General features: G+C 45.5%; 22 protein-coding genes, 11 tRNA genes and 1 rRNA gene. 25 read left to right on the forward strand and 9 right to left on the reverse strand.

The window, feature by feature from the left end; genetic code table 11:
- From FYJ39_RS20610 to FYJ39_RS18365, 9 genes are all read left to right on the forward strand, one after another.
- Positions 1-109: ribosomal RNA gene (locus FYJ39_RS20610) — 23S ribosomal RNA — on the forward strand; the annotation flags it as partial.
- A 142-nt stretch (positions 110-251) separates the two neighbouring features.
- Positions 252-324 (forward strand) — tRNA-Asn (locus FYJ39_RS18330).
- Between the two features lie 38 nt (positions 325-362).
- A tRNA-Glu gene (locus FYJ39_RS18335) sits at positions 363-434 on the forward strand.
- Positions 435-463: 29 nt separating this feature from the next.
- Positions 464-536 (forward strand) — tRNA-Thr (locus tag FYJ39_RS18340).
- 41 nt (positions 537-577) lie between these two features.
- A tRNA-Ile gene (locus tag FYJ39_RS18345) sits at positions 578-651 on the forward strand.
- Positions 652-694: 43 nt separating this feature from the next.
- Positions 695-768: transfer RNA gene (locus tag FYJ39_RS18350), tRNA-Asp, on the forward strand.
- Positions 769-806: 38 nt separating this feature from the next.
- Positions 807-879 (forward strand) — tRNA-Val (locus tag FYJ39_RS18355).
- 10 nt (positions 880-889) lie between these two features.
- Positions 890-973 (forward strand) — tRNA-Leu (locus tag FYJ39_RS18360).
- Between the two features lie 57 nt (positions 974-1,030).
- Positions 1,031-1,110 (forward strand) — tRNA-Leu (locus tag FYJ39_RS18365).
- A 341-nt stretch (positions 1,111-1,451) separates the two neighbouring features.
- On the opposite strand, the gene FYJ39_RS18370 is transcribed toward FYJ39_RS18365, so the two are convergent.
- Both FYJ39_RS18370 and FYJ39_RS18375 read right to left on the reverse strand, forming a co-directional pair.
- Positions 1,452-1,943 (reverse strand): ImmA/IrrE family metallo-endopeptidase, encoded by a 492-nt coding sequence (locus tag FYJ39_RS18370; protein WP_154473839.1) that lies wholly within the window; start codon positions 1,941-1,943, stop codon positions 1,452-1,454.
- A gap of 25 nt (positions 1,944-1,968) precedes the next feature.
- Positions 1,969-2,622: a helix-turn-helix domain-containing protein gene (locus tag FYJ39_RS18375; protein WP_154473840.1), complete on the reverse strand. Its 654-nt coding sequence runs from the start codon at positions 2,620-2,622 to the stop codon at positions 1,969-1,971.
- A gap of 755 nt (positions 2,623-3,377) precedes the next feature.
- On the opposite strand from FYJ39_RS18375, the gene FYJ39_RS18380 reads away from it, so the two are divergent.
- Positions 3,378-5,078 carry a sialate O-acetylesterase gene (locus tag FYJ39_RS18380; protein WP_154473841.1) on the forward strand — a complete coding sequence of 567 codons (1,701 nt, stop codon included), beginning with the start codon at positions 3,378-3,380 and terminating at the stop codon, positions 5,076-5,078.
- 226 nt (positions 5,079-5,304) lie between these two features.
- On the opposite strand, the gene FYJ39_RS18385 is transcribed toward FYJ39_RS18380, so the two are convergent.
- Complete coding sequence (locus FYJ39_RS18385; RefSeq protein ID WP_154473842.1) at positions 5,305-5,964, reverse strand: Crp/Fnr family transcriptional regulator; 660 nt, start codon at positions 5,962-5,964, stop codon at positions 5,305-5,307.
- Positions 5,965-6,048: 84 nt separating this feature from the next.
- Here FYJ39_RS18385 and FYJ39_RS18390 point away from each other — a divergent pair, with 84 nt between their 5' ends.
- The 11 genes from FYJ39_RS18390 to cutA all read left to right on the forward strand — a co-directional run bounded on the left by FYJ39_RS18390 (position 6,049) and on the right by cutA (position 16,998).
- Entirely contained in the window at positions 6,049-6,816 is a 768-nt protein-coding gene (locus FYJ39_RS18390) for an ATP-binding protein (RefSeq protein WP_154473843.1), read from the forward strand.
- Between the two features lie 556 nt (positions 6,817-7,372).
- On the forward strand, positions 7,373-9,010 hold the full coding sequence (locus FYJ39_RS18395; RefSeq protein ID WP_154473844.1) for an ABC transporter substrate-binding protein: 1,638 nt from the start codon (positions 7,373-7,375) through the stop codon (positions 9,008-9,010).
- Between the two features lie 21 nt (positions 9,011-9,031).
- Positions 9,032-10,015, forward strand: coding sequence for an ABC transporter permease (locus FYJ39_RS18400; protein WP_154473845.1), 984 nt, complete (start codon positions 9,032-9,034; stop codon positions 10,013-10,015).
- A complete protein-coding gene (locus FYJ39_RS18405) occupies positions 10,012-10,845 on the forward strand; it encodes an ABC transporter permease (RefSeq protein WP_154473846.1) in 834 nt (277 codons plus the stop codon). Before FYJ39_RS18400 ends, FYJ39_RS18405 begins: the two co-directional genes overlap by 4 nt.
- 9 nt (positions 10,846-10,854) lie before the next feature.
- Entirely contained in the window at positions 10,855-11,787 is a 933-nt protein-coding gene (locus FYJ39_RS18410; RefSeq protein ID WP_154473847.1) for an ATP-binding cassette domain-containing protein, read from the forward strand.
- A complete protein-coding gene (locus tag FYJ39_RS18415) occupies positions 11,784-12,383 on the forward strand; it encodes an ABC transporter ATP-binding protein (protein WP_154473848.1) in 600 nt (199 codons plus the stop codon). The genes FYJ39_RS18410 and FYJ39_RS18415 overlap by 4 nt, the downstream gene beginning before the upstream one ends.
- 99 nt (positions 12,384-12,482) lie before the next feature.
- Positions 12,483-13,226, forward strand: coding sequence for a nickel pincer cofactor biosynthesis protein LarB (gene larB, locus FYJ39_RS18420; RefSeq protein WP_154473859.1), 744 nt, complete (start codon positions 12,483-12,485; stop codon positions 13,224-13,226).
- Position 13,227: 1 nt separating this feature from the next.
- A complete protein-coding gene (gene larC / locus FYJ39_RS18425; RefSeq protein ID WP_154473849.1) occupies positions 13,228-14,568 on the forward strand; it encodes a nickel pincer cofactor biosynthesis protein LarC in 1,341 nt (446 codons plus the stop codon).
- Positions 14,569-14,582: 14 nt separating this feature from the next.
- Positions 14,583-15,389, forward strand: a complete 807-nt coding sequence (gene larE / locus FYJ39_RS18430) for an ATP-dependent sacrificial sulfur transferase LarE (protein WP_154473850.1) — start codon at positions 14,583-14,585, stop codon at positions 15,387-15,389.
- Between the two features lie 256 nt (positions 15,390-15,645).
- A complete protein-coding gene (locus FYJ39_RS18435) occupies positions 15,646-16,458 on the forward strand; it encodes a glucan-binding protein (RefSeq protein WP_154473851.1) in 813 nt (270 codons plus the stop codon).
- A gap of 204 nt (positions 16,459-16,662) precedes the next feature.
- Positions 16,663-16,998: a divalent cation tolerance protein CutA gene (cutA, locus tag FYJ39_RS18440; RefSeq protein ID WP_154473852.1), complete on the forward strand. Its 336-nt coding sequence runs from the start codon at positions 16,663-16,665 to the stop codon at positions 16,996-16,998.
- A 281-nt stretch (positions 16,999-17,279) separates the two neighbouring features.
- On the opposite strand, the gene FYJ39_RS18445 is transcribed toward cutA, so the two are convergent.
- The 3 genes from FYJ39_RS18445 to FYJ39_RS18455 form a co-directional block, all read right to left on the reverse strand.
- Entirely contained in the window at positions 17,280-19,109 is a 1,830-nt protein-coding gene (locus FYJ39_RS18445; protein WP_154473853.1) for an aminopeptidase P family protein, read from the reverse strand.
- Between the two features lie 25 nt (positions 19,110-19,134).
- Entirely contained in the window at positions 19,135-19,332 is a 198-nt protein-coding gene (locus FYJ39_RS18450) for a hypothetical protein (RefSeq protein ID WP_154473854.1), read from the reverse strand.
- A gap of 117 nt (positions 19,333-19,449) precedes the next feature.
- The gene (locus tag FYJ39_RS18455) at positions 19,450-20,250 is read right to left on the reverse strand and encodes an HAD family hydrolase (RefSeq protein WP_154473855.1); all 801 of its coding nucleotides are present in this window, start codon (positions 20,248-20,250) and stop codon (positions 19,450-19,452) included.
- Between the two features lie 78 nt (positions 20,251-20,328).
- On the opposite strand from FYJ39_RS18455, the gene FYJ39_RS18460 reads away from it, so the two are divergent.
- Positions 20,329-20,402 (forward strand) — tRNA-Pro (locus FYJ39_RS18460).
- 44 nt (positions 20,403-20,446) lie between these two features.
- Here FYJ39_RS18460 and FYJ39_RS18465 read toward each other — a convergent pair.
- Complete coding sequence (locus FYJ39_RS18465; RefSeq protein WP_154473856.1) at positions 20,447-20,584, reverse strand: hypothetical protein; 138 nt, start codon at positions 20,582-20,584, stop codon at positions 20,447-20,449.
- Between the two features lie 264 nt (positions 20,585-20,848).
- Here FYJ39_RS18465 and FYJ39_RS18470 point away from each other — a divergent pair, with 264 nt between their 5' ends.
- The 3 genes from FYJ39_RS18470 to FYJ39_RS18480 all read left to right on the forward strand — a co-directional run bounded on the left by FYJ39_RS18470 (position 20,849) and on the right by FYJ39_RS18480 (position 22,388).
- The gene (locus tag FYJ39_RS18470) at positions 20,849-21,721 is read left to right on the forward strand and encodes a DUF3881 family protein (protein WP_154473857.1); all 873 of its coding nucleotides are present in this window, start codon (positions 20,849-20,851) and stop codon (positions 21,719-21,721) included.
- A gap of 393 nt (positions 21,722-22,114) precedes the next feature.
- A tRNA-Arg gene (locus FYJ39_RS18475) sits at positions 22,115-22,189 on the forward strand.
- A 122-nt stretch (positions 22,190-22,311) separates the two neighbouring features.
- A tRNA-Arg gene (locus FYJ39_RS18480) sits at positions 22,312-22,388 on the forward strand.
- 208 nt (positions 22,389-22,596) lie between these two features.
- Here FYJ39_RS18480 and FYJ39_RS18485 read toward each other — a convergent pair.
- On the reverse strand, positions 22,597-24,042 hold the full coding sequence (locus FYJ39_RS18485) for a site-specific integrase (RefSeq protein ID WP_003423078.1): 1,446 nt from the start codon (positions 24,040-24,042) through the stop codon (positions 22,597-22,599).
- A gap of 18 nt (positions 24,043-24,060) precedes the next feature.
- Positions 24,061-24,318 (reverse strand): helix-turn-helix domain-containing protein, encoded by a 258-nt coding sequence (locus tag FYJ39_RS21065; protein ID WP_009269671.1) that lies wholly within the window; start codon positions 24,316-24,318, stop codon positions 24,061-24,063.
- Between the last annotated feature and the right edge of the window lie 156 nt (positions 24,319-24,474).

A 24,474-nucleotide genomic window follows, 5' to 3' on the forward strand; every position in this document is an offset into this window, starting at 1 on the left:
AACCGAAAGGAAGTAAGACCCCTTGAAGACGACAAGGTAGATAGGTTAGAGGTGGAAGTGCAGCAATGCATGGAGCTGACTAATACTAATCGGTCGAGGGCTTATCCAGAGAGGAAGAGGTTGGGAAGGGTTGCTTTTGTTCAATATGTGGTTTTTAGGGTATGTTCATAGTTGAAATTATGCTTGAAATTATATGAAAGTTATAGTATAATAATTTGGTCAGCATAATCAGCGATTTAATGTATCGGTATTCCTCGATAGCTCAGTCGGTAGAGCACGCGGCTGTTAACCGCGCTGTCGTAGGTTCAAGTCCTACTCGGGGAGTTTTGGTGGAAGTCCATGGCGACCACTACTTTTATAAAGGCCCCATGGTCAAGCGGTTAAGACATCGCCCTTTCACGGCGGTAACACGAGTTCGAATCTCGTTGGGGTCATTGAAATGCATTATTTATCAATTTGATATGCCGATGTGGCTCAATTGGCAGAGCAGCTGATTTGTAATCAGCAGGTTATCGGTTCGAGTCCGATCATCGGCTTTTGCTGTATTACAGCAAAATAGTTGTTTAATATATAGTTCGGACCTTTAGCTCAGTTGGTTAGAGCAACCGGCTCATAACCGGTCGGTCCTGGGTTCAAGTCCCCGAAGGTCCACTCTTTCTAAACTAAAGCATTTTATAGAACTATATAATATAATGGCCCGGTGGCTCAGTTGGTTAGAGCGCCGCCCTGTCACGGCGGAGGTCGACGGTTCGAATCCGTTCCGGGTCGTTTGCACGTTATGATGCAATGTAATTTATATACAATTTGGGGTCTTAGCTCAGCTGGGAGAGCATCTGCCTTACAAGCAGAGGGTCACAGGTTCGAGCCCTGTAGGCCCCATTTGTATTTTGTGGGTATGGTGGAATTGGCAGACACAAGGGACTTAAAATCCCTCGGTAGCAATACCGTGCCGGTTCAAGTCCGGCTACCCGCAGTACAATTAAGTTCTGATTCTGAAAGGTATTGGAGTTTTTTGTTACACATTTCATTTGCGGCTGTGGTGGAATTGGCAGACACGATGGATTTAGGTTCCATTGGGCGACCGTGCAGGTTCGAGTCCTGTTAGCCGCATTTTAAAATCCCTGGTTTTTAAGGGCTTCGAACTGTCAAAAAAGGTCAGCTACTGCTGACCTTTTTTGACATAATAACCCCAAATAGATTGACAGCAGCTAGGTGCTTTGAGAGATGAAGCTATATCTTTAAACATTGGAGCAGAGATTTCAATTAATGGAGATGCATTATAGAAACAGAAATGTATTTTTATACTCACAAATGCTTTCCCATAAGCTCAAATGAATGGAGAGCATTTTAAATATTGTTTATATTAGTGGGAGGAAAAAGCTTTACCTCTCCTACCCAAAAATAGATACCAATAAGCTATAGGCAGGCTTACAAAACTGCCAGGGTTTTATCTATCCTTCCGTTATTACCTCCATCCAAACAATTTTACGGACACTTAAAGCGGGCTCAAAGGTAATTATATAGTCCCCTTTCGTAACCATAATACCAAATTTGGAGCGATAATCATCAATAGCTTCCTGTAAAAATGCTTCTGTTACTTCCAGATACTCTGCAATTTCATAACGGTTCCTGCAGCTGTGCTCCCAAGCTGAAATAAGCTTATCCAGCGTTATCATACGGTTGAAAGCCCATAGGCGGGCTTTCTTCTCCTGTTGGCGATTTCCTGGTATGGTAGGGTCAATTATATTTCCTGCAGTTGTATGATAATGGCCAAGTTCTTCGGCAGCGATACAGGCCTTTTCAACTGAGGTTTTAAGCTTGTCGCTTAGTCCGATTACATTTCCGTTAATAAGGCCGTCGGACTGAGACTCAAAGTGGACGTTTTCCAGAATAAGAACATTATTTTGCTCTGCCTCGTCCAATAATTCCTCGTAAGTGGTCATATTCTACGTGCTACCTCCGTTTGAATCATTTTTTATTTTTTAGCTTTGCAAGGTCTGATTGAACTTTGTCAAGTTCTCCATCTTCGTACAGATGATCATTGTGAGCCGCAATTAGCTGGGATGATGCAGCTTTTTCTATAGGGGTAAAATCATAGGGTGGAATAGTATCATAATGCCTCGTACCGCAGCCATAATCAGATGAGTCATTGTCATTCGCTTTTGCAGTTTTATGTGTATTTGAAAGCTCTATTAGCTGCTCGTCTGGATTTGCGGAATAGTCGGGAACATAAGTAAGTTCTTTTACGCGTTTAATAGCCTCTTGTTCACCCTTCAGGTTTAATTTAGAAAAATGATTAAGCAAGGTCTGTTGGTTTTTTGTATGTTCCGTCCGGCTGGTCATATTATAGCCAGCGGCAGATGTGAGAGATACATTTCTGCTTATAGGAGCATCAAAACCCATAAGCCATGCCTCATTAACATTTAATGCGTTCGCGAGAATAAAAAGTTTATCTTGATTTGGCTCTACTTTACCAGAAACATACTGGCTTATGTCAGATTTGTTCATTTTAACATTATACTTTTGACAGTACGGGGCACAGGCCTTCAGTATGTCAACCTGTTTTAAAGCTCTTTCAGACATGAGCTTTTTTAATCTCAAGGAAGTATTTTCTTTTTTCATCGCCAGCCCTCCTATGAGGATATCATAACATATGATAGATAATAGTTCAACAAAAATAACAAAGGTTAAAAAAATTGAATTTTTGTATTGACATATAAGAAACAATCCGATATACTGTCTACAGTAGTTAAATATATTGAACTTCTAAAAAGTAGAGGCAGGAGTTGGTTACAGCAAGCACAAAGGTAACATTAGGAAGAACTCGCTACATAGCAGGATTTTGATGGCAATTAGGACTGTAATACGATAGCTCTTGTAAGAGAGGGATTGTCCTTAAACAGCAGGATATCTGCAAAGAAATGAAAGTGGTAGGCCTACTTAAGGGAAAGCGAAAATATTTTTAATGAAAAAGTTCAAAAAATAAAACTTTAAAAGGAGGAAAGAAAAATGATTTAGATTTTTTACTTTTTACAAAGTAAGCTGGACAAGAATCTGCATGGCTCGGAGAATTTCCAGGCAGTTCTGGAGGATAAGCAGTAGTAAGCAGATGTGAATGGGAGGTGAAGGGTGACAGATGTATGTTAGGATTGGCGGAAGCGCCATGAGGACAGGAGGTGAGCCGGTGGGCAAGGCAGGGCTGCTAAGTCATAGTAAATAGGGAACGGAGATTGCTTGAGAAGGCTATATGGGGTTTCAACATATTTGGGACTTACGGGATAAGCCGGGATGATATAGCAGAACCAGAAGGGTTATAATCAAAGCTTCTTAATGAGAGGCGAGGCAGGAAAAATTTTTATCAGAAAAGGAGAAAAAAGATGGGATATGTGAACAATATAGAGAAAGATGGAGACATCACCATGGACGGAATACGAAATCATTTAGAAACGGAAGCAGATTCTGGGGAGTCCGGAGTAGGTGAGGCAGAAAATTCTTCAACATTGTCAGTGTACGACTCAAATCGGCAATATGATAAATTTATTGTTGTTGCAGTAGCCGGACAGTCAAATGCAGTCGGATATGATGAATCTCCGATTGATCCATACACAGACCGGGCGTTTAATTCGCAAAGAGTAATGCAATTGGGATTTTTAAAGGATGACAACCTTAAGCTAGTGCCACTGACCTCCTGTGCTCAAAATTTCCAGGATATGACGAAGGTCCAGGAGGGGGGAACTAAGGGGATTCACTTACCCTTGGCGAATCTAATGCTGCGGTATATACCGGAGGATTACGGAGTGCTTATTTTGCCCTGCGCCTACGGTGGGACTGGCTTTCTATCGGGCAGTTACGGAACCTATAATAGAGAGACGATGAAGCCCTCCGAAGGAGTATTGAGATGGGGGATAGAGTCCGCCTATTACAAAGCGCTTGTTGACCGGATTAAGTATGTGCTGGGGCTAAATCCAAATAACTTATTTGCCGGATTGATATGGCTCCAAGGGGAGGCGGACAGTGCAAACGCGGCCAATCATCAGGCTGGCTTTCAAGCAATGACAGAGGATTTCTTTTCAAAGCTGAACGAGGCCGGATATGGAGCCCGTACCCCTAAGGGTAGATTTGACAAGGATATTTGGTACAATGTAGAAACGGTCAGCTATTGGTATACCCAGGGACAGTGTCAGCAGATATGGGATAATTATAAAAGCTGGAATCCCAATACCTATATTAAGATTCCAAGGGGGGCTCAGTCTAATCTGATAAATGGCACTGGCAAGACGACAGCCAATAAGCCTTCGCACTACGGTAATAACTCTTACAGAGATGTAATAGCCCCCCTTTTGGTGGAAGGTCTAAGGAACAATGGTGCGTTTACAATCCGAATCCGCAGCAACAAGGAGGTATGTAACGCTTATCCAGAGCTGTCAAGATTGACTGCAATGTCTGATATTACAACAAAAGAAAGGATGGCTGTTACGCTGGATCACTCATCTGGAGTTTTAAGATCGAAGAGTACGACGCTATCGTGTTATACATCCTGTTTATCCTTTGGGGATATCTACAGGCTGGACTTTGAGGCGACACGTTGCTTTTACTGGGTAGCTTTTGAAGGAGACATAAATACTGTATTTACCGCCTTTTGCATTGGCTCTGGAAATGTGGGGTGGGTAAGCTCAATTAATACAGCCGGACAGACGATCACTCCATTGGCAAACAAGGGCGGAGTAGAAGCCTGGAGAGAGGGTAATTTGGCATCAGGAGACAGAGTATCTATCTTCAGAAATAGGGATGGGAGCATTGAAGTATATAAAAAGCCAGCAGCAAAAAGGCAGTATGAGCATTGGTTCCGTCTGGATCCATATTTATACTCAAATACTCTTAGTTCGTCAAAAAATTCTACCTCTCGTATGATAGGATTTACATATGGTGTCAGCCCTTCTGAAACAGAGCCTCCATTTGACACAGATATTACTGCGCTTCACAAGAATATCCTGATCTGGAAAGAGGCGGCGCCAGGCTGTAATCCTGCAATCGACATTGAACGGGACAATACCATTTTGAGACTGACAGCAAACTAAAGCGATTGGCAGGCATAGAGCCGCTCTCAGGGCGGCTCTTCCTCTGTATTTACGATTGTACGATTGCTGAGATTGAAGGTATAAATAAAGAGATTTTTGCGCTTGGGCCGTTAGGAAAGCAAATTGGTTGTATGTCGAGAAGAAAAAGAGGTTCCAAGTTTTCGGAGGTAAATACCAAAAAAGTAAAGCGGATAGTTTTAGAAGCAGGATACGTTGGTGAATTTATCTAGCAGTGAAGCCACTCCACTTCATTTTTCTTGTAGCGGATCAGTCCGTCCTTCTGCATGCGGGACAGCTCTGCGGACATAGCGCTTCGTTCTACACAAAGATAAGCAGCCAGCTCATCCCTGCTAAAGGGAATGGTGAAGTGGGAGGCCCCTTGCCTTTGGATGTTAAAGTATAGAAGAAGGCGTTCCCTGGTGGAGCGTTTGGAGAGAATTTCTATTTTTTGGTTCAGTATCAGGTTTTTATGGGCTATCAGCGTAAGCATATTTTCGATAAGCCGGGAGTGAAAGGGACAGCCAGAAGAGCAGGTGGTAATAATTTTTTTATAGTTAAGATGAAGTATCTGGCTGTCCTGGGCTGCAGCTACTGTAACAGGGCTGTGAGAGACGTTTGCGCAGGCGAAAACCTCTGCAAAGAGCTCGCCCTCCTGAAGCTCTGCCATGAGGTTTTGCTTGCCTTCCTCATTTTCACGAAATACCTGAACCCGGCCAGATATTACAAGTCCCACCGTTTTGACCGGATCTCCGGCCAGCAGAATCAGTTCATTCCTTTGGTATGTTTTTACCCGGCCTTCGATGCAGGAGAGCATATGGTCAAAGCTAGTCGCGTTAATTCCTTCAAATAGAGGATTTGCTTTTATCTTATCGAAAATTTCTATCATATTTTTTCACCTTGTTGTTGTACCAATATACTTGTCGGGTTTAGTATAGTATAATAACCTTATAAACACAAGGGAGGAATTAGAATGATTCGAAAAATTATTCATATAGACCAGGAGCTGTGCAATGGCTGCGGTTTGTGTGTAGATGCCTGCCATGAGGGAGCGATGGGACTGGTGGAGGGCAGAGCAAAGCTTTTGAGGGATGATTACTGCGATGGACTGGGAAACTGCCTGCCGGTCTGCCCCACAGGCGCCATTACCTTTGAAGAGAGGGAGGCCGCGGCTTATGATGAAGCGGCTGTGCTGGCGTTACAGGAAGCGAGACCAGGCAAGAAGGTTCTGCCCTGCGGGTGTCCTGGAACTCAGGCCAGAGCTATTGAACGTCATAGCGGTATAGGTAAGGAAACCTCCGAAAGCGAGGTGCCTGGAGCAGTTTCTGTATCTGGAACCACTTTGTCCGGGGTATCCTCAGGGACGTGTCAAATGTCAGAGCTATGCCAGTGGCCGGTACAGATAAAGCTAGTACCGGTGAACGCTTCTTATTTCAATTGTGCGCATCTGCTGGTGTCTGCTGACTGTGCGGCTTATGCCTATGGAAATTTCCACTCAGATTTCATAAAAAATAAGATAACTCTAATTGGCTGTCCGAAACTGGACGAAGGGGATTATAGTGAGAAACTTACTGCAATTTTGAAGGAAAATGATATTAAATCTGTAACGGTAGTACGGATGGAGGTTCCATGCTGCGGAGGAATTGAGAATGCAGTAAAGACGGCTCTGAAAGGCTGTGGAAAGATGATTCCCTGGCAGGTAGCGGTAATTTCTACAGATGGTCGTGTACTGGAAACTTAGAAACAAAGGGAGGTATCTTTCTTTGGCAGGCATTTATGATAAAGATAGGTAATTGGAAACTCATTGATTGAGATTTCGATACTTTGCATTGGCTCTTTCATGGGAATGGGCAAGGGGATAAATTCTCCAGGGTCTGAGGAGGATACCAATTTAATGAGCTGGCTTATGGTGAGATGGGCGGCATACTTCTTCGGATGGAAATGAGGAAGCGGAATTATCTGCGGCTGCTAAAGCGAAGGCTTCCGTAAGCAAACCTTTGTTTAAAACCTTCTTGACCTATCTCTTTACATTCAGTATAATTGGAGTATTCGGTTGACAGAAGTCACCATTTACAGGCTGTATGCTGAAACAAAATCTAAAAGAGAGAATGAACGTTCCAGCTGGACAGAAACATAATATAAAGTAAAGATACCAAGAAGGTATAGCGCTTCAAAAGAAAGGCGCAGGCATCTTTTTGGTATTTTTTTGCCCCTTTGGCTGCTGAAATGGGTACAAAGCAGATGAAGTCCATCATAATCAGCAGGCTGGAACAGGCAGATGGAAAAGGAGAATTGGAATGAGGCGGAGTTTGGTGAAAAAGGCGGCTGTGCTGATGTCTGCGGCTATGGTACTTACAGGCTGTAGCGGCACCGCCGGTGAAAGCGGCAGAGGCAAGACTAGAGCGCAGGCAGAGCAGGATGGTAAGCAGCAGGACAGGGAGGATGTAATAGTGGTTATGGGGCCTAATTCGGAGCCAGAGGCGGGCTTTGACCCAGCTTATGGCTGGGGGGCTGGCGAGCATGTCCATGAGCCTCTCATACAGAGCACGCTGACAGTTACGAATAAGGATTTAACCATTGGCTATGACCTGGCTACAGATATGAAAGTCAGCAGTGACGGGCTTATCTGGACGGTTACGATACGAGATGATGTGTTATTTACAGATGGAGAAAGGCTGACGGCAAAGGATGTGGCATTTACTTATAATACATTGAAGAATACCAGCTCGGTGAATGATTTTACCATGCTTAAGGAAGCAGTGGCAAAGGATGGCAGCACGGTGGAATTTCATATGGAGCGTCCCTATTCAATCTGGCCTTATACGATGGCCATTGTGGGAATTGTGCCGGAGCATGCCTACGGCGCTGGTTATGGCTCTAATCCCATCGGCTCCGGCAGATATAAGCTGGCCCAGTGGGACAGGGGGCAGCAGGTAATTCTGGAGGCAAATCCCGATTACTATGGTGAGGCGCCGAAGATGAAGAAGGTGACGATCCTTTTTATGGATGAGGATGGGGCTTATGCGGCTGTAAGATCGGGACAGGTGGATTTGGCTTATACAGCGGCCTCCTATTCAGACCAGACCTTGCCAGGATATCAGCTTTTAAGCTTTGAGACTGTGGATAACCGCGGTTTTAATCTTCCTACTGTACCGGCAGGGGAAACCTCTGAAAGCGGGACCCCTATTGGAAATGATTTTACATCGGATGTACGGGTAAGAAGAGCTATAAACCTGGCTATTAACCGGGAGGAAATGATTGAGGATGTTCTGAATGGTTATGGAAGCCCGGCATATAGTGTATGTGATAAGATGCCTTGGTACAACAGCGAGGCAGAGATTGCCTATGCTCCTGATCAGGCTGCCGCTCTTTTGGATGAAGCAGGCTGGACGATGGGAGTTGAGGGGTGTCGTGAAAAGGACGGAAAGCAGGCTGGGTTTACGCTGATGTATCCAGCCAGCGATTCGGTGCGTCAGGCATTGGCTGCGAATACGGCTAATCAGTTAAAGAACTTGGGAATTGCTGTAAAAACGGAGGGTGTAGGCTGGGATACCGCCTATGACAGAGCAGAGTCACAGCCTCTTATATGGGGGTGGGGTGCCCATACGCCTATGGAGCTCTACAACATTTACCATACGGACGCTGATACAGGGTTGGCGGGATATTCGCCCTATAAAAATGAACGGGTGGATCAATACATGGATGAGGCTTTAGCCAGCGGCGATCTGGAGGAGTCCTATGAGCTCTGGAAAAAGGCCCAGTGGGACGGAGAAACAGGCATTACCCAGGACGGGGATATTCCCTGGATCTGGCTGGCAAATATCGATCATCTCTACTGGTCTAGGGAGAACCTGAAGGTGGCGGATCAGAAGCTTCATCCTCATGGTCATGGCTGGTCCATTGTGAACAATGTGGATCAGTGGAGCTGGAAGTAAGGGGATAGAAAGGGCGGACAGATGAATTGGAAACAGGCTGGAATAAGCGTGATACGGATGGCGGTTCTTTTGGCGCTTGTGAGCATAGCGGCATTTTTTCTGGTATCAGCTTCGCCTCTGGATCCTCTTAAGACCAATGTGGGACAGGCGGCTCTGGGAGGAATGAGCCAGGAGCAGATTGATGTGCTGAAGGAGTATTGGGGGATGAATACGCCGCCTGTGGAGCGTTATCTTGCCTGGGCAGGGAATTTTTTAAGAGGCGATATGGGAATATCCCTGCTGTACAGACAGCCTGTAGCCCAGGTTATAGGGATGAAGCTTAGAAATTCCCTGGGGCTTATGGCTGCCGCCTGGGCTCTGTCGGGGATCACAGGGTTTGCGCTGGGAGTGATTGCAGGAGCCAATAAGGGCGGTCCGGCAGATAGGATTATATCAGCCTATGCTTTGGTAACAGCCAGTACACCGGCTTTTTGGGTAGCGCTGGCGCTGCTTATGGTGTTTGGAGTTTGGCTTCAGGTGCTTCCCATTGGATTTAGCGTACCCATTGGGGTGGAGGCAGGGGCAGTGACGGTAAGGGACAGGCTTTTGCACAGCGTACTGCCTGTAGCTGCATTGTCTGTGACAGGCATTTCCAATATTGTTCTTCATACAAGGGAGAAGATGGCAGAGGTGATGGAGAGTGATTATGTGCTTTTTGCAAGAGCCAGAGGGGAGTCCAGATGGAGCATTATAAAGAGGCATGGAATCCGTAATATTCTTCTTCCGGCAATGACGCTTCAGTTTGCCTCAGTCAGTGAGATTTTCGGCGGTTCTGTGCTGGTGGAGCAGGTGTTTTCCTACCCTGGCCTGGGGCAGGCTACAGTGGCTGCGGGCCTGGGGGGAGATGTGCCTCTTCTTTTGGGGATCACAATCGTCACCGGAGCTGTTGTATGCATGGGAAATTTGGCGGCAAATGTGCTGTACGGAGCGATTGATCCCAGAATGAGAAGGAGGGAGGGTTCATGAAAAGGAATAACATATGGAACGGAAGGAAAATGATGGCTGCTCTGATGGCGCTGGCTGCCGTTATGATGACGGTAATTGCCGTGATCGGGCAGAGGCTGTCGGGGGAGGCTATGGTCACAGATTTTTCTAGAAAAAATCTTGCTCCCAGCCTCCGCTATCTTTTTGGAACAGACTGGATGGGAAGGGATATGTTTGTCAGAACGCTTGCAGGGCTTTCCATCAGCATCCGTACCGGATTTCTGACTGCCTGTATCAGTGCTGTAATTGCCTGTATCATGGGTACGGCAGCTGCGTGTCTGGGCAAGGCTGCAGACGGGGTTGTGGGGCTTTTCATCGATTTAGTTATGGGGATTCCCCATATTCTTTTGCTGATTCTTATTTCATATGCAGTGGGTAAGGGAGAGATGGGAGTGCTGGTTGGAATATCTCTGACTCACTGGACCTCTCTTGCAAGACTTTTACGAGGAGAAGTTCTGCAGCTGAAGGAGAGCCAGTATATTAAGGTGGCCAGGAAGCTGGGGATGGGGAAGCTTAACATTGCGTTTAAGCATATGCTGCCTCAGCTTTTACCTCAGCTGTTGGTAGGCACAGTTTTGTTGTTCCCCCATGCTATTCTTCATGAGGCAAGCATTACCTTTCTGGGATTCGGGCTCTCGCCGGAGCAGCCGGCCATTGGAATCATTCTTTCCGAGAGCATGAAATACCTGACTATGGGGAGATGGTGGCTGGCGCTGTTTCCTGGACTTTTACTGGTTTTGGCAGTGATGCTGTTTCATTTTATGGGGGATGCTGTGATGAGGCTTATAGATCCGGCTCAGGCTCATATGTAGGAGGGGTTCATGGCAGAGAGAGATGTGATATTGTCTGTAAAGCATCTGGGGATCTTCTTTACCCAGTATGAGAGGGGATGGAGGCAGACAAAGCTTCCTGTGATTAGAGATTTAAGCGTGAAGGTGAGAGCCGGCCAGGTGGTGGCTGTGGTTGGTTCAAGCGGGTCTGGAAAAAGTCTTTTGGCCCATGCAATAATGGGACTGCTGCCGGGCAATGCTTCCTGGAGCGGAGATATTGCGTTTAAAGGGGAAGCCCTTACTCAGAAGCGTTTAAAGACAGTGAGAGGACGGGAGATGGTACTGGTTCCTCAGAGTGTTTCCTATCTGGATCCTCTTATGACTATAGGAAGTCAGGTGAGGAAGGGGAGAAGGGATAAGGAAAGCAGAGGAAAATGCCGGAGGGCTCTGGAGCGCTACGGACTGGGGAAGGAGACAGAGCAGCTGTATCCCTTCCAGCTTTCCGGAGGTATGGCCCGGAGGGTATTGATTTCCACGGCAGTAATGGAAAATCCGTGTCTGGTGATCGCAGATGAGCCTACACCTGGGCTTCATATCAACGCTGCAAAGCGGGTGCTTTCTCATTTCCGGGAGCTTGCAGACGATGGAGCGGGTGTTCTCCTGATTACCCATGATTTGGAGCTGGCTGTGGAGGCGGCTGATCGGATTGTGGTGTTTTATGCAGGAACGACTGTGGAGGAAGCCGCGGCAGAGGACTTTAAAGGAGAGGAAAGGCTGCGCCATCCCTACAGCAAGGCGCTTTACCGGGCTATGCCGGTCAACGGGTTTGAGGCTGCGTCTGGCGCTCAGCCTTATGTTAAAAATCTGCCTGAGGGCTGCCCTTATGGGCCTAGGTGTCTGGACTATGACGAGGGCTGCAGAGGTGAAATTAAGTATCGCAGTTTCAGGGATGGTATGGTAAAATGCAGGAAGGCGGGAGTATGAGACTGGAGGCAGTAGACATTTCCTTTCGATACGATAATGGAAGCAGGAACGTACTAAATCATGTAAGCCTGTATCTGGAAGATGGGGAGCGGCTGGGGCTTAAGGCACCCAGCGGCTTTGGAAAGACGACCCTTTGTAAAATTCTTGGGGGATATGAGGAGCCCCATAATGGGCAGGTGCTTTTGGATGGAAAGCCCCTGTCCTCCTACAAGGGATATTGTCCAGTGCAGATGATATGGCAGCATCCGGAATTATCAGTGAATCCCAGGATAAAAATGAAGGAAGTTATTAAGGAGGGGGACAGGGTGTCTCAGGATATTATTCAGAGACTGGGGATTGAGGAGGACTGGATGGATCGGTATCCAGGAGAGCTTTCCGGCGGGGAGCTGCAGAGGTTTTGTATAGCCAGGGCATTAGGAAGAAGAACGAAAATTCTGCTGGCAGATGAAATAAGCGCCATGCTGGATTTGATTACCCAGAGCCAGATGTGGAATTTTCTTCTGGAGGAAGCCGGAGGGCGAGAGATAGGGATGGTGGTTGTAAGCCATTCTGAGGAATTGCTGGATCGGGTTTGTACAAGGATAATGGAATTGTAATGAATATTGAAGCAGGACTTGGGTATGCTGCGTACGGAAGGATGGAGCTTGAGAAAAAGAGGCGTCAGATATATAATTGAAGGGAAAGGAGAGCCGGATATGGATGTTAAGAAGCTGTTGGAGCAAGTACGGGACGGAGTGGTTCAGGTGGAGGACGCACAAGAGGCGCTGAAGAATCTGCCTTATGAGGATCTAGGGTATGCGAAGCTGGATCATCATAGAAAGCTGCGGTCAGGCTTTGGAGAGACGGTGTTCTGCCAGGGAAAGCCAGACGCCTTTCTTCTGGAGATATACAAGAGGCTTTCTGAACGGGATGGGGAGGTGCTTGGAACCAGGGCTTCCGAAGAACAGCATAGGCTGGTGAAGGAAGCTGTACCACAGGTGGCCTATGATCCTATTTCCAGGATTTTGAAGGTCGAAAAGGAGGGGAAGGAGAGAAAAGGTCTGGTGGCTGTGTGCACCGGAGGAACAGCAGACATTCCCGTGGCAGAGGAGGCAGCCCAGACGGCAGAATACTTTGGATGCAGGGTGGACAGGATTTTTGACGTGGGTGTGGCTGGGATTCACAGGCTTCTGTCCCAGAGAGAACGGATCGTGAGAGCCAACTGCATTGTGGCGGTGGCCGGGATGGAGGGAGCCTTGGGAACTGTGCTTGCAGGTCTGGCAGACTGCCCGGTGGTTGCGGTGCCTACCTCTGTGGGGTATGGGGCCAGCTTTCATGGGCTGTCGGCCCTTCTGACAATGCTGAACTCCTGCGCCAATGGGATTTCGGTTGTGAATATTGATAATGGATACGGCGCTGGCTATCTGGCCACACAAATAAATCGACTGGCGGTGAAATAATATGGGAAAGATTTTATATCTGGAATGTAATTCTGGGATTAGCGGTGATATGATGGTAGGAGCGCTTCTGGATTTAGGAGCGGATCGGCAGGTACTGGAACAGGGGCTTAAGAGTCTGGGAGTAGGCGGGTATCATCTGCATTTTGGCAGAAAAACTGTTTGTGGCCTGGATGCTTTTGATTTTGACGTGCATCTGGAGGAGGACGGGGATACTAATAGAGAGAATGAGCGTGTTCAAGGTTGTGGAAAAAGTGGAGAGCATGCGTATGCCCACAGCCATGAGGGTGGTGGTGGGCATGAACACCTTCATAGCCATGAGCATAGTGGGGAGCATGAGCATACTCACAGCCATGGGCATGCTCACGCGCACCGTAACCTTTACGCTATCTATCATATAATTGACAGGCTGGATTCCAATGAAAGGGTAAAGGAGCTGGCCCGGAGGATGTTTAGGATTGTAGCAGAGGCAGAGGCTAAGGCCCACGGGCTGCCTCTGGAGCAGGTGCATTTCCACGAAGTGGGAGCTGTGGACTCGATTGTGGATATGATCAGCGTGGCTCTGTGCATGGATAATCTGGGGATTGAGGATGTGGTGGTTTCAGCCTTGGCGGAGGGGCATGGCTTTGTTCACTGTCAGCATGGAATACTGCCGGTTCCGGTTCCTGCAACTGTCAATATTGTTTCTGCTTATGGCCTGGAGCTTAGGTTTACAGATAATGAGGGAGAAATGGTAACGCCTACGGGGGCGGCGATTGCGGCTGCATTGGGAACAAAAAGGCAGCTTCCCGCTTCCTGCCGTCTTGTTAAGGTGGGAATGGGAGCAGGCAATAAGGTGTTCAGGCAGGCAAATGTTTTGAGGGCAATGATTCTGGAGGAATCCGGGGAGGATAGGGAGGCTATATGCGTGTTGGAATCCAATCTGGATGATTGTTCAGGGGAAAGTCTGGGCTTTGTTATGGAGCTTTTGCTGGAAGCAGGGGCTGCAGATGTGTGGTATACTCCTATTTTTATGAAAAAGAACCGTCCGGCTTATATGATGTCGGTAATTTGCAGGGAGGGGGAGCGGGAAAGGCTGGAGGAGATTATACTGGTTCATACCACTACCATTGGAATCAGACATTATCCGGTTGACAGGACGGTGCTGGAGAGAGAGAATAAAACCGTTTGTACTTCCTGGGGAAATGCGCAGGTAAAGGTCTGCCTTTACAAAGGAAGGAGCTTTTGCTATCCTGAGTATGAGAGCGTGAGAGCGCTGTGCCGCAGCAATCACGTGGATTTTCAGACCGTGTACCATGAGGTACGCAGAGCTGGGAACGAGGCACAGATGGCAATAAAGCAGTGAGAGAGAGGCTGAATATGAGAGAAAGGGACTTGCTGGAAGCCAGAATAAGAAAATTGGCAGATGAGGATGTATGCCTTGCCTTCTCTGGTGGAGTAGACTCCAGCCTTCTGCTGAAAATGGCTGCACAGGCGGCAGAGCGAACCGGTAAAAGGGTATATGCAGTAACCTTTGACAGCCGTCTGCACCCCTCCTGCGATCTGGAGATTGCAAAGCGGGTGGCAGCTGAGCTGGGAGGCATACATGAAGTCATAACAGTGGACGAGCTGGAGCAGGAAGAGATACGAATCAATCCGGTGAATCGCTGTTATCTATGTAAACTCCATCTTTTCAGGAAGCTGAGGGAGTTTGCAAAGGTCAGGGGTATCCGACAGATTCTGGATGGAACCAATGAGGATGACATGCATGTATACCGTCCTGGCATTCAGGCTTTAAAGGAGCTGGAAATCATCAGCCCTCTGGCAGAGCTGCATATTACAAAGGCTGCAGTAAAGAAGCTTGCCTCCTTTTATGGCATATCTGTAGCCTCCAGACCCTCTGCTCCATGTATGGCTACCAGGCTTCCCTACAATACGGAAATAGACTTTGACATACTGACCAGGATTGGCCAAGGGGAAGCGTATTTGCGTACGGCTCTGCCAGGAAATATCCGTCTCCGGCTTCACGGGGATCTGGTGCGTTTGGAGGTAGACAGCCTTTCCTTTTCTAAAGTCATGGAGCGTCAAAAAGAAATTACGGAAGCCTTAAAAAGTCTGGGATTTATATATATTACACTGGATTTGGAGGGCTTTCGATCTGGTAGTATGGACATAGAGCTAGATTAGAGTCAGGCAGGTGGATGAGCGAAGAAGCGCTAATTGTGTGGGATGGCAAAGACAGTGTTCCCTCCGCCGTTTTCGATTATATTACGACCTAACCATCCGGTGCGGGTCGCCGGTATGGATAGGCTGAGACTGCGTTTTGGGGCTGTAAAGACATAGTTGCATAAAAAAGAATAATGAATTATAATGAAACGAGTACAGTCAAATAGAAAAATTGGCAAAAGGTGAATAATATATGAGAAATGAAAGGAGAGCTTCCATGAAGAAAAGATTCGCAGTGACTATATCAGCAGTAGCTTTGAGTATGCTTATGGCAGTTCCGGCCTTTGCAGGCACATGGAAACAGGTTGATGGCAAGTGGAGATATCAAAAGGGCGCAAATAAGTATGTATATAATGATTGGGTTCAGGACAAGGGCAATTATTACTATATGGGAAATGATGGAAATATGCAGACCGGCTGGCAGCAGATAGGAGGACAGTGGTATTATCTGGATTCGGCAGGTATTATGCAGACCGGCTGGATGAAGGATAACGATAAATGGTATTTTCTCCTTCCAAGCGGAGCCATGGCTGTAAACACTACCATTGACGGCCGCTGGATTGGAGCAGATGGCGTGTGGGAGCCGGCAGAGGGAGAGGTAGAGCCCTCTAATACTACGGATTTGACTACAGCGTATCTGGTGCAGAATCTAGAAGGGGTTTCTACTAAGGGTTATAATATTATTACTTCGGGGAAAAATGCAAGCGGAGACAGATGGAGTAATGCAATCCGGTTAAGAGGTAAGGGCAGCTATGTAAAGTATGATACCAAAGGAGCGTATCGTCTGCTCAGTGGAAGAATTGCCCCTTCTTCACAGTTTGACAGCTCTCTTCTTGGCAGAGTGACTGTTTACGGTGACAACGATACTGTTCTGTATACATCACCAGATATTCATTACAATGAGAAAAATCTTTACTTCGGCGTAGATGTATCCGGTCAGAGCCAAATCAGGGTTGAGCTGTCTCTGGTTAAGGATAATGAGTGGGACGAGCCGGTTATTCTGCTGGATAAGCTGGCGTTGTATAAGTAGGGATTAAAGCGGACATGAAAAAGAGCAGATAAATGCCGGCACAGCCTGGCAGCTTGTCTGCTCTTTCTGGTTGGCGTGTGGGATTTGGATTTCTTTTATCCTGCTTTGGGCTGATAATCCTCCATGCAGAAAGACAATGCTGTTTTATGGGCTATAGTGATAAAGCATGGAGTTGGAGGAGCTTTACAGAAAGTGAGATGACTTATGCATTCATTTAGCTACTGCAAATTAGAAATTTTTCTGCCGGAAACTCACCTGAAGGAACTGCAGAAGGCGCTGCAGGCTGTGGACGCAGGCCATATTGGGAAATATGACAGCTGCATGTCTTATAGTCCTGTTATTGGCTGCTGGAGGCCGTTGGAGGGCTGTAATCCGTATATCGGCAGCTATGGAAATATCAGCACTGCTCCGGAATTTAAGGTTGAAGTAACTTGCAGAAAGGAACGAGTGAAGGAAACACTTGCTGCCATAAAAAAGGTACATCCCTATGAGGAGCCGGTTATTAATGTGATTCCCCTGTACATGACCGGCTTAGATTAGTTCTTTTCATTTCGGGGTTTAGAAATAGCCCATTCCCCCAATAGCTGGTGACGGTAATATTTTGGACGCCCAATCTATTACAAAGGCCAGCCTGTTGCGATGCTTGCTGAATTTTCATTTTGACAAATAAGCATTATCGGATATGGTGTGGAGGAATAGGAGACAGTCCCTTGGATCACGCATCCTCTTTCAATTAGAGCCTCGTCCTATTTCACTGCCTGGTTCCTCAGCCAACTATCCCCTGTTCATTTATTCTCTCCTGCACATTTTTCCTAGAAAACTTAAATAGCCCTGGTGGCTTCCTTAAACCACTCTCTTTCTTCTTCCGTCAGGTATCCTTCAAGTTTCTCATACACCTGCCTGTGATACGTATTGAGCAGCTCTACATCACGTTCTGTCATCATCTCTTTTACAACCCCGTCCAAATCAATCGGAGCATAAGTTAAAAATTCCAGTTTTAAAAACTGCCCGTACTCATTCCGCTCATCCTTCACACAAAGAGTCAGATTTTCTGTCCTGATTCCATGGCTTCCCTCTATATAAATCCCTGGCTCATCCGATGTAATCATCCCCGGCTCCAGAACCGCATTATCCTGCCGCTCTGGCGCTGTTTTATAGCGTATCCCATTGGGCCTTTCATGACAGCTGGCCAGGTAACTTACACCATGCCCTGTTCCATGATCGTAATTCAACCCTCTGCTCCACAACGGCTCCCTGGCTACATAGTCTATACTTAGTCCCCGGCACCCGTGAAGGAACTTCACAGCTCCCAGCCTCAGCATGCTCACCAGAACCAGAGTAAAATGCTCTCTCTCTTCATCCGTCAGAGGCCCCAGCACTACTGTTCTGGTAATATCCGTCGTTCCCTCATAATACTGCCCTCCGGAATCAATCAGATAAAGCCCCCTTGGCTCCAGGGGAGCGTTGCTTTCCTTTGTGGCTGAGTAGTGGCACATGGCAGCATGAGCCCCATAAGCAGATATAGTTTCAAAGCTCATTTCGATAAAACCATCCTGCTCCATGCGAAGTTTCTCCAGGTGTTCAGATGCGCTCAGTTCATCAATTGGTATCTTTCCAATATTCTTTTTAAGCCAATAGATAAACTTTGTTACAGCAACTCCGTCCTTGATATGGGCCCGCTTTTCATTTTCAATTTCTGCTTCATTCTTCACAGCTTTCATGAAAGCCGTGGGATTCATCCGGTCAATTACCTTATTGGAGTGATCCAGGAGACGGTAAATCGAATAATTCACCCGTCCCTTCTCCAGCAGCACCTTCTCATTTCTGAAGCCTGCTACTACCTCATAAATCCGCTCATAGGGCAGTATCTCTACGCCGATACGTTCCAGATACTCTTTGGTACTCAGGCCCTTCTCAAGATCCATATAAGGATACGCCGCGCCTTTAAGCACATCCCTATTTACAAACAGGCTCACTTTGTTCAGAGAGATTACTGCATAAGATAGTACGACCGGATTATACTGGGTATCATTTCCCCTGATATTCAAGAGCCATGCAATATCATCCAGGGACGTCAGCACATGGATTGTAGCATGAGCCTGTTTCATGGCGTCCTGGACCTGCCGGATCTTCTCTTGAGCTCCTTGTCCTGCGTACTGCTCTGTCAGAACCCATGCCGGCTCTGCGGACAGAGGTGGACGTTCCTTCCAAATCATGCCCACCAGATCCTCTCCGCAGGCGAATCTTACCTTCTTATCTTCCAGCAAATCCTCCAGTCCCACTCCTACAGCAGCATTTACTACACGGCCGTCAAAGCCCAGGCATCCGCCTTCAGGAATCTTCTTATCCAGATATTCCTCTATTGTAGGAACTCCGTCCTGTCCCATTTTCATCATGGTCACACTCGTTCCCTTAAGCTCCTTAGCCCCCTGGACAAAGTATCTCCCGTCCACCCAAAGGCAGGCTTCATGCAAAGTTATCACAGCCGTGCCAGCAGATCCGGTAAACCCTGTTATAAACGTTCGTGTCTTAAAATGTTTTCCCACATACTCAGACTCATGAAAATCTGATGTGGGAAGCAAGTACGCATCTATTTTCCGCTCCCGCATTAGATTTCGCAGCATTTCCAATCTTTCCTGAATCACATTCATTCCAAATACCTCTCATCTTCTTAATTTATGCCGGTGTTCTTCTCGCAGTATTCTTAAAAGCTGCCCTAATCCCTGCCTGATAGGATGGGCCCGCATAGAGGGACATCTCATCTGCCATCAATTCATTAGCAAAGGCTGTTGCCATTTTTTCAAATGGCAGATCTGGGGAATAGCATTTCGTTTTGAGCTCTGGGGAAATAGCCTCTCCCAGCGACATTTTCACATCTGACTGTCTTCCTGATTGGCATCAATACTTGGCCTGTTCACATTTTCAGGGCTTTTTCCGCCAGTTGGCGTAATATTACAATTTAATTCCCTTTTTCTGCTGTAAGTTGTACTATTATATCAAATGGAAATATCTGCAGGCCTTCCACACTCCGTCCTCGTCAATGTTATCTGTCACATAATCCGCCACTGTCTTGAGGTTATCCGTGGCATTTCCCATAGCAATTCCCAGCCCTGCTTCCTGAAGCATTTCATAATCGTTCATGCTATCGCCAAAGGCAATGGTTTCCTTTCTATCAATTCTATAATATTGGCAAAGCCGCAAAAGCCCCTTTGCCTTAGAACACTCCTTTTCCACTATATCAGCTCCCATTTTATCAGAAAACATGGGAAATTTAAAGTCAGGAAACTGCTCCTGAAGCATCTTTGCTTGTTTTGGACCACCGATATAAACCAGTGTACGCACCGGCATTTCTATCAGCTTCCAGGCATCCTTGAAGCTGCGCTGGGACTCTCCCCACCGAATCACATCAAAGGCTCTGACCTGATCCGGATTCAGATAATAGTCTCCCCCGTTCACACTCAGCCCCAGGGAAATGCCTCTGTTCTCAGCAAACGTAAGGAGAGCCCTAAGCCGCTCCTTGTCCATAAAATGTTCATAAAGCACCTCACTTTCAGCCACAACCCTTGTTCCATTCATATGTATAATAGCATCAGGGTTGATAAGCTCCTTATACATAGAACTCATTTCATGATCCATATTTCGTCCGCTGGCTATGACAATGACAGAATCCCTTCTGAGAAGCTCCAGAGCTTCCAGAGCGCTGTCCGGTATCTTCCAGTTTTTGTGATTCAAAAGTGTCATATCCAAATCAAAACTTATAATCCTCTTTTTTCCTGAACACTTTTGTGTCATTTTTATCTTCTCCTGAATAAATTAAAATTAGGTCTTTTCAAAATGAAAAATCTTTGCTATAATATAGAAGTTCGAAATCGGAGTATGGCGTAGCTTGGTAGCGCGCTCGGCTGGGGGCCGAGAGGTCGCAGGTTCAAATCCTGTTACTCCGACTGCGGAAGCCCTTGATTTTACTCAAGGGTTTTTTGCTTTCTGGTTACTCCTGGCAGGCTCCAATCCCTTGCTCTTTTAGTGTCATCCACTTTCTTATGTAGTAACCAACTCCTTCGTCCGGCAGTTTAGCAAACAAATCCTTATTATTATACTCCAAAGCCCAATATTCTTCAAGGTGCATCGGAGGTGTTTCCAGGACAAAGGCAAAAGTAAATTTTGTGTATGAGGAATTGGTTGGCAGCTTTAAGTATATTCTTAGTTATCCAGGGGTATAGGCTGTGCAAAAAATATTTTTACCGGTTGTTTCTAAAAAATGCTGGTAATCTGCAATAAAGTAGTATATAATGAGCAAAGATAATGAGGCGAAGGTGTTCCTTTAGCCTCATTGTTGTCTAAAAAAGAGCAATGGTCATATGGTATGGCAAAAAAGAAAGAAGGTGACAATATGCATAAGTTTATGAGAACGCTGGGTTTTAGTATGTATCAGAAAAAACAGGATATGGAGAAGCTGCTGCGCCGCTTAGCGAAGGAAGCAGAACGCACGGGAATCCTGACAGATACGGATGGAAGCAGACTTTGCGAGCTGAGAACAGAAATAGCGCCAGGTACTGGCGTTGCCATAGTAGGACAGCTTAGCGAGAAGGGAACCTTCCGCCGGGAATATTATTACCCTTATACCAAAAGCACGGAAATTAGCTCCAGGGCAGAATGTTCTATTCAGCGCCATACGGAGAGGGAAACTTATGCCGGTCTCCTGGATGAATACAAGGTTGGAATTTCTCTGATCTTTTATATAGAAAATTCTATGGAGTACAGAATCCGCCTGGCTGACAGACAGAGCGTGCAGCCTACAGGAGCTGCTTTGACAGGATTTTCTGTTCAGGGGCGGATACTTCTGCCCATACAGAAAACGGAACAGCAGGCTGAGGATTCCAAGCAGGCTGCCAGGGTGCGCTCCAAACTTCTGGAAGCAGCCAGGCATGGAGATGAGGATGCCATTGAGACATTGACCATGGAAGATATTGATAAGTATTCTATGGTTTCCAGACGGATTGTCAATGAGGATGTTTATTCAATTATTGAAACCTGTTTTATGCCTTGCGGCGTAGAATGCGACCAGTATTCAGTTATCGGAGAGATCACCGGAATTGAAAAAATGGCTAATCGGATTACAAAGGAGGAGATATACAAACTGCGTTTGGACTGTAATGATATGATTTTTCACACGTTGATCAACAAACAGGATCTTTTGGGGGTGCCGGAAATTGGCCGAAGATTCAAAGGTCAGGTATGGATGCAGGGAACAGTTGAATTTTGAGGCTTGATTTTTTTAACGAAATGCGCTATTATATAAAACGGACTATACAGGTTAACTTAGTGGTATGCTTTTAATGTTTGACCCTTGGTTAAATAAAGCGTTTGGCAGGGATAGAGGACGTCCTTCCTGGGTTGTGTTACAAGAGTCATCTGGTAAGAAGTTAATAAAGGATTACAGTTGGATTGTAATCATAAATTGCGATACATCCATGTAGCTCAGTTGGATAGAGCGACCGTCTTTTGAAAACTTCATATAGGATTTAAGTTCGATTCATATCGGGCATGAAATCATAAATTGACACGTCCATATAGCTCAGCAGGATAGAGCACACGCCTCCTAAGAGAACCTACTGCGGACACATTTTGGGGATTCGCCCCGCATAAATTTAATACGTGTTTCTGTAGCTCAGCAGGATAGAGCGTCCGCCTCCTAAGCGGTAGATGGTTCGAGTCCAAATGAGGCAAACAACTGAATAATTTTACAAATGTCCATGTAGCTCAGCTGGATAGAGCACACGCCTCCTAAGGGCTAGGTGGAACAAACGCCTTTTGATATGATAACTAGATAAAATTGAATAGATTTTTAAGAATGTCCCAGTACCTCAGCAGGATAGAGGGTTCGCCTCCTAAGCGAAACGTCGCAGGTTCGACTCCTGTCTGGGACGCCACAAACTCCGCTGAAAGCCTTATTTTACAAGGTTTTCAGCGTTTCTTTATTTATGGCTTTCTATTTACGCTGAATACGAATTGTTTTCAATCTGTCATTTTTTATTCGATATTTTTTTAAGACTTTTAAGGAAATAGGCTTGCTAACACTTTTTTATTTTTGAAGAAAAATCGCTGGTTTTTTTGGAATTTGCTAACACTTTTGAAATTCTATCTTTGAAGTGCCTGCTTTAAAAATTGCTCTTTCATTTCTGGCGATAAAGATTTAATCAGTTCCAATAACGCCATATCACTATCGGTTAAGTCGGTATCTTGCTTTGGATTGTCTGTATCATCATTAAGCGTAGAATAAAATTCTTTATCCATTTTTTGTGCATTGAAACGTCTGTCCTCGTCAATGATTTCTGAATATACATCTGTAACCATTTCTGCTTCTGCGTGACCAGTATCGCCTTGTACGGACTTAACATCTCCGTTTGTCATTTTGAGTTTATAACCCGTACTTAAATGGCGTAGGCTGTGAAATACCACAACTTCATAATCGTTTTCTTCACAGAGCTTTTGAAACCTATCTCTAACAATACGGCTTTCCACGGGATTGCCATTATCCAACGCAATAACAAGGTTGTAATCATTGTAGGCACTTCCTAAAAATTCCTTTAATTCCTGCTGGTCTTTTTTATATTGCACCAATAGTTCCGCAACTGTTTTAGGTAACCAGACAACACGATTACTTGTTTCTGTTTTTGGCGTTTTCAAGACAAGCCTTGTGGTACAATGCGGTTTTTGCGTTGGGAAAATCTTTAAAATATCCTTTTCCTTTAATTTCTGCATAGCTTCTGCATTTACTCTTGAAAGTTCTTTATTGATGATTACCTTTGCATTATTTGTAGCAATGGACTCTTCATCAATAATAACATCTTCCCATGTAAGTCCTGTAATTTCTCCAATTCGCATAGAGCAGGAAAAAGCTAAGTGCATACAAATTGAAAGCAAATCATCTTCCGTGGCTTTTACCGCTTCTCGAAATGTTTGAACACTCCACACTTTTCGCCTAGTCTTTGGAATTTTTGGTAACGTAGCCAAAGACGCAGGGTTTCTTTTGTTTGTATCAATATACTCCCAGCGGATAGCTTGATTTAAGGCACAGCGGATAATATCATGTATTTTTTTGATGTTCGCTGGTTGAACACAACGACCAGTTGCTTTTCTGTTTGCCCGTGGTACTTCTGGAACGCTCAATAAATCATTGTAGTATTTTGATAGACTTTTTGTAGTTATTTCATTCAGTTTCCAATCTCCAATAATCGGATTGATATAATTTTCAATACTGCCTACCTTACTACTAAATGTACTCGGCGACCATTTAGATGTGCCATATAAATTAACAAAAATTTCTAGGAAATCACGCAATGTAATATCTTTGTCTACAACATCTAACTCCTTTTTAGAATTTTCAATCTGATGTGCAAATTGTTCCTCTAATGGAACTATCACATATCCAAATTTCTCTTGATAGTATTCTATAAAGGCTTTTCGCTGTTTTGCTTCTTTTCTTGTTTCCAGCGTGTCCCATTTTTGTTTTCTTTCTCCTGCACTATCTAAGTACCAATAAATAACTGAAAAACTTGATTTTCTTTGTTTGATTGAAGCCATAATTTTCTCTCCTTATAGTTAAATTTCATTTAACCATTTATCGAAAGAAACCTTTGATACCCGTATGGCTTTACCAGCACGAACATAACTGAATTGACCGCTTTTTACTAATGAATAAGCTACCTTTTTGCTAATGTCCAGTTGTTCAGCAATTTCCTCTACTGTATAAGTCTTTTTTTCCTTTGTAGGAGATTGTGCATTTTGTGTATCACTTATCACTATTAAGACCCCTTTCATTTGTGACAGCAACAAAATACACTCGTCTAATAAGGTCATTATAACACACCTAAATAAAAAGAGTAGATAGATTTTGTTGCTGAAACTATCAATTATAAGCAGGCAGACGGCTTTGGAAAGCTCCGTTAGTATCTCAACTATTCCCATTCTTGTGGGCAGAACCGCACCATGCGGACGTATCATTATTCTGTGAGG

It is taken from the genome of Clostridium porci (assembly GCF_009696375.1).
Lineage (GTDB): Bacteria > Bacillota > Clostridia > Lachnospirales > Lachnospiraceae > Enterocloster > Enterocloster porci.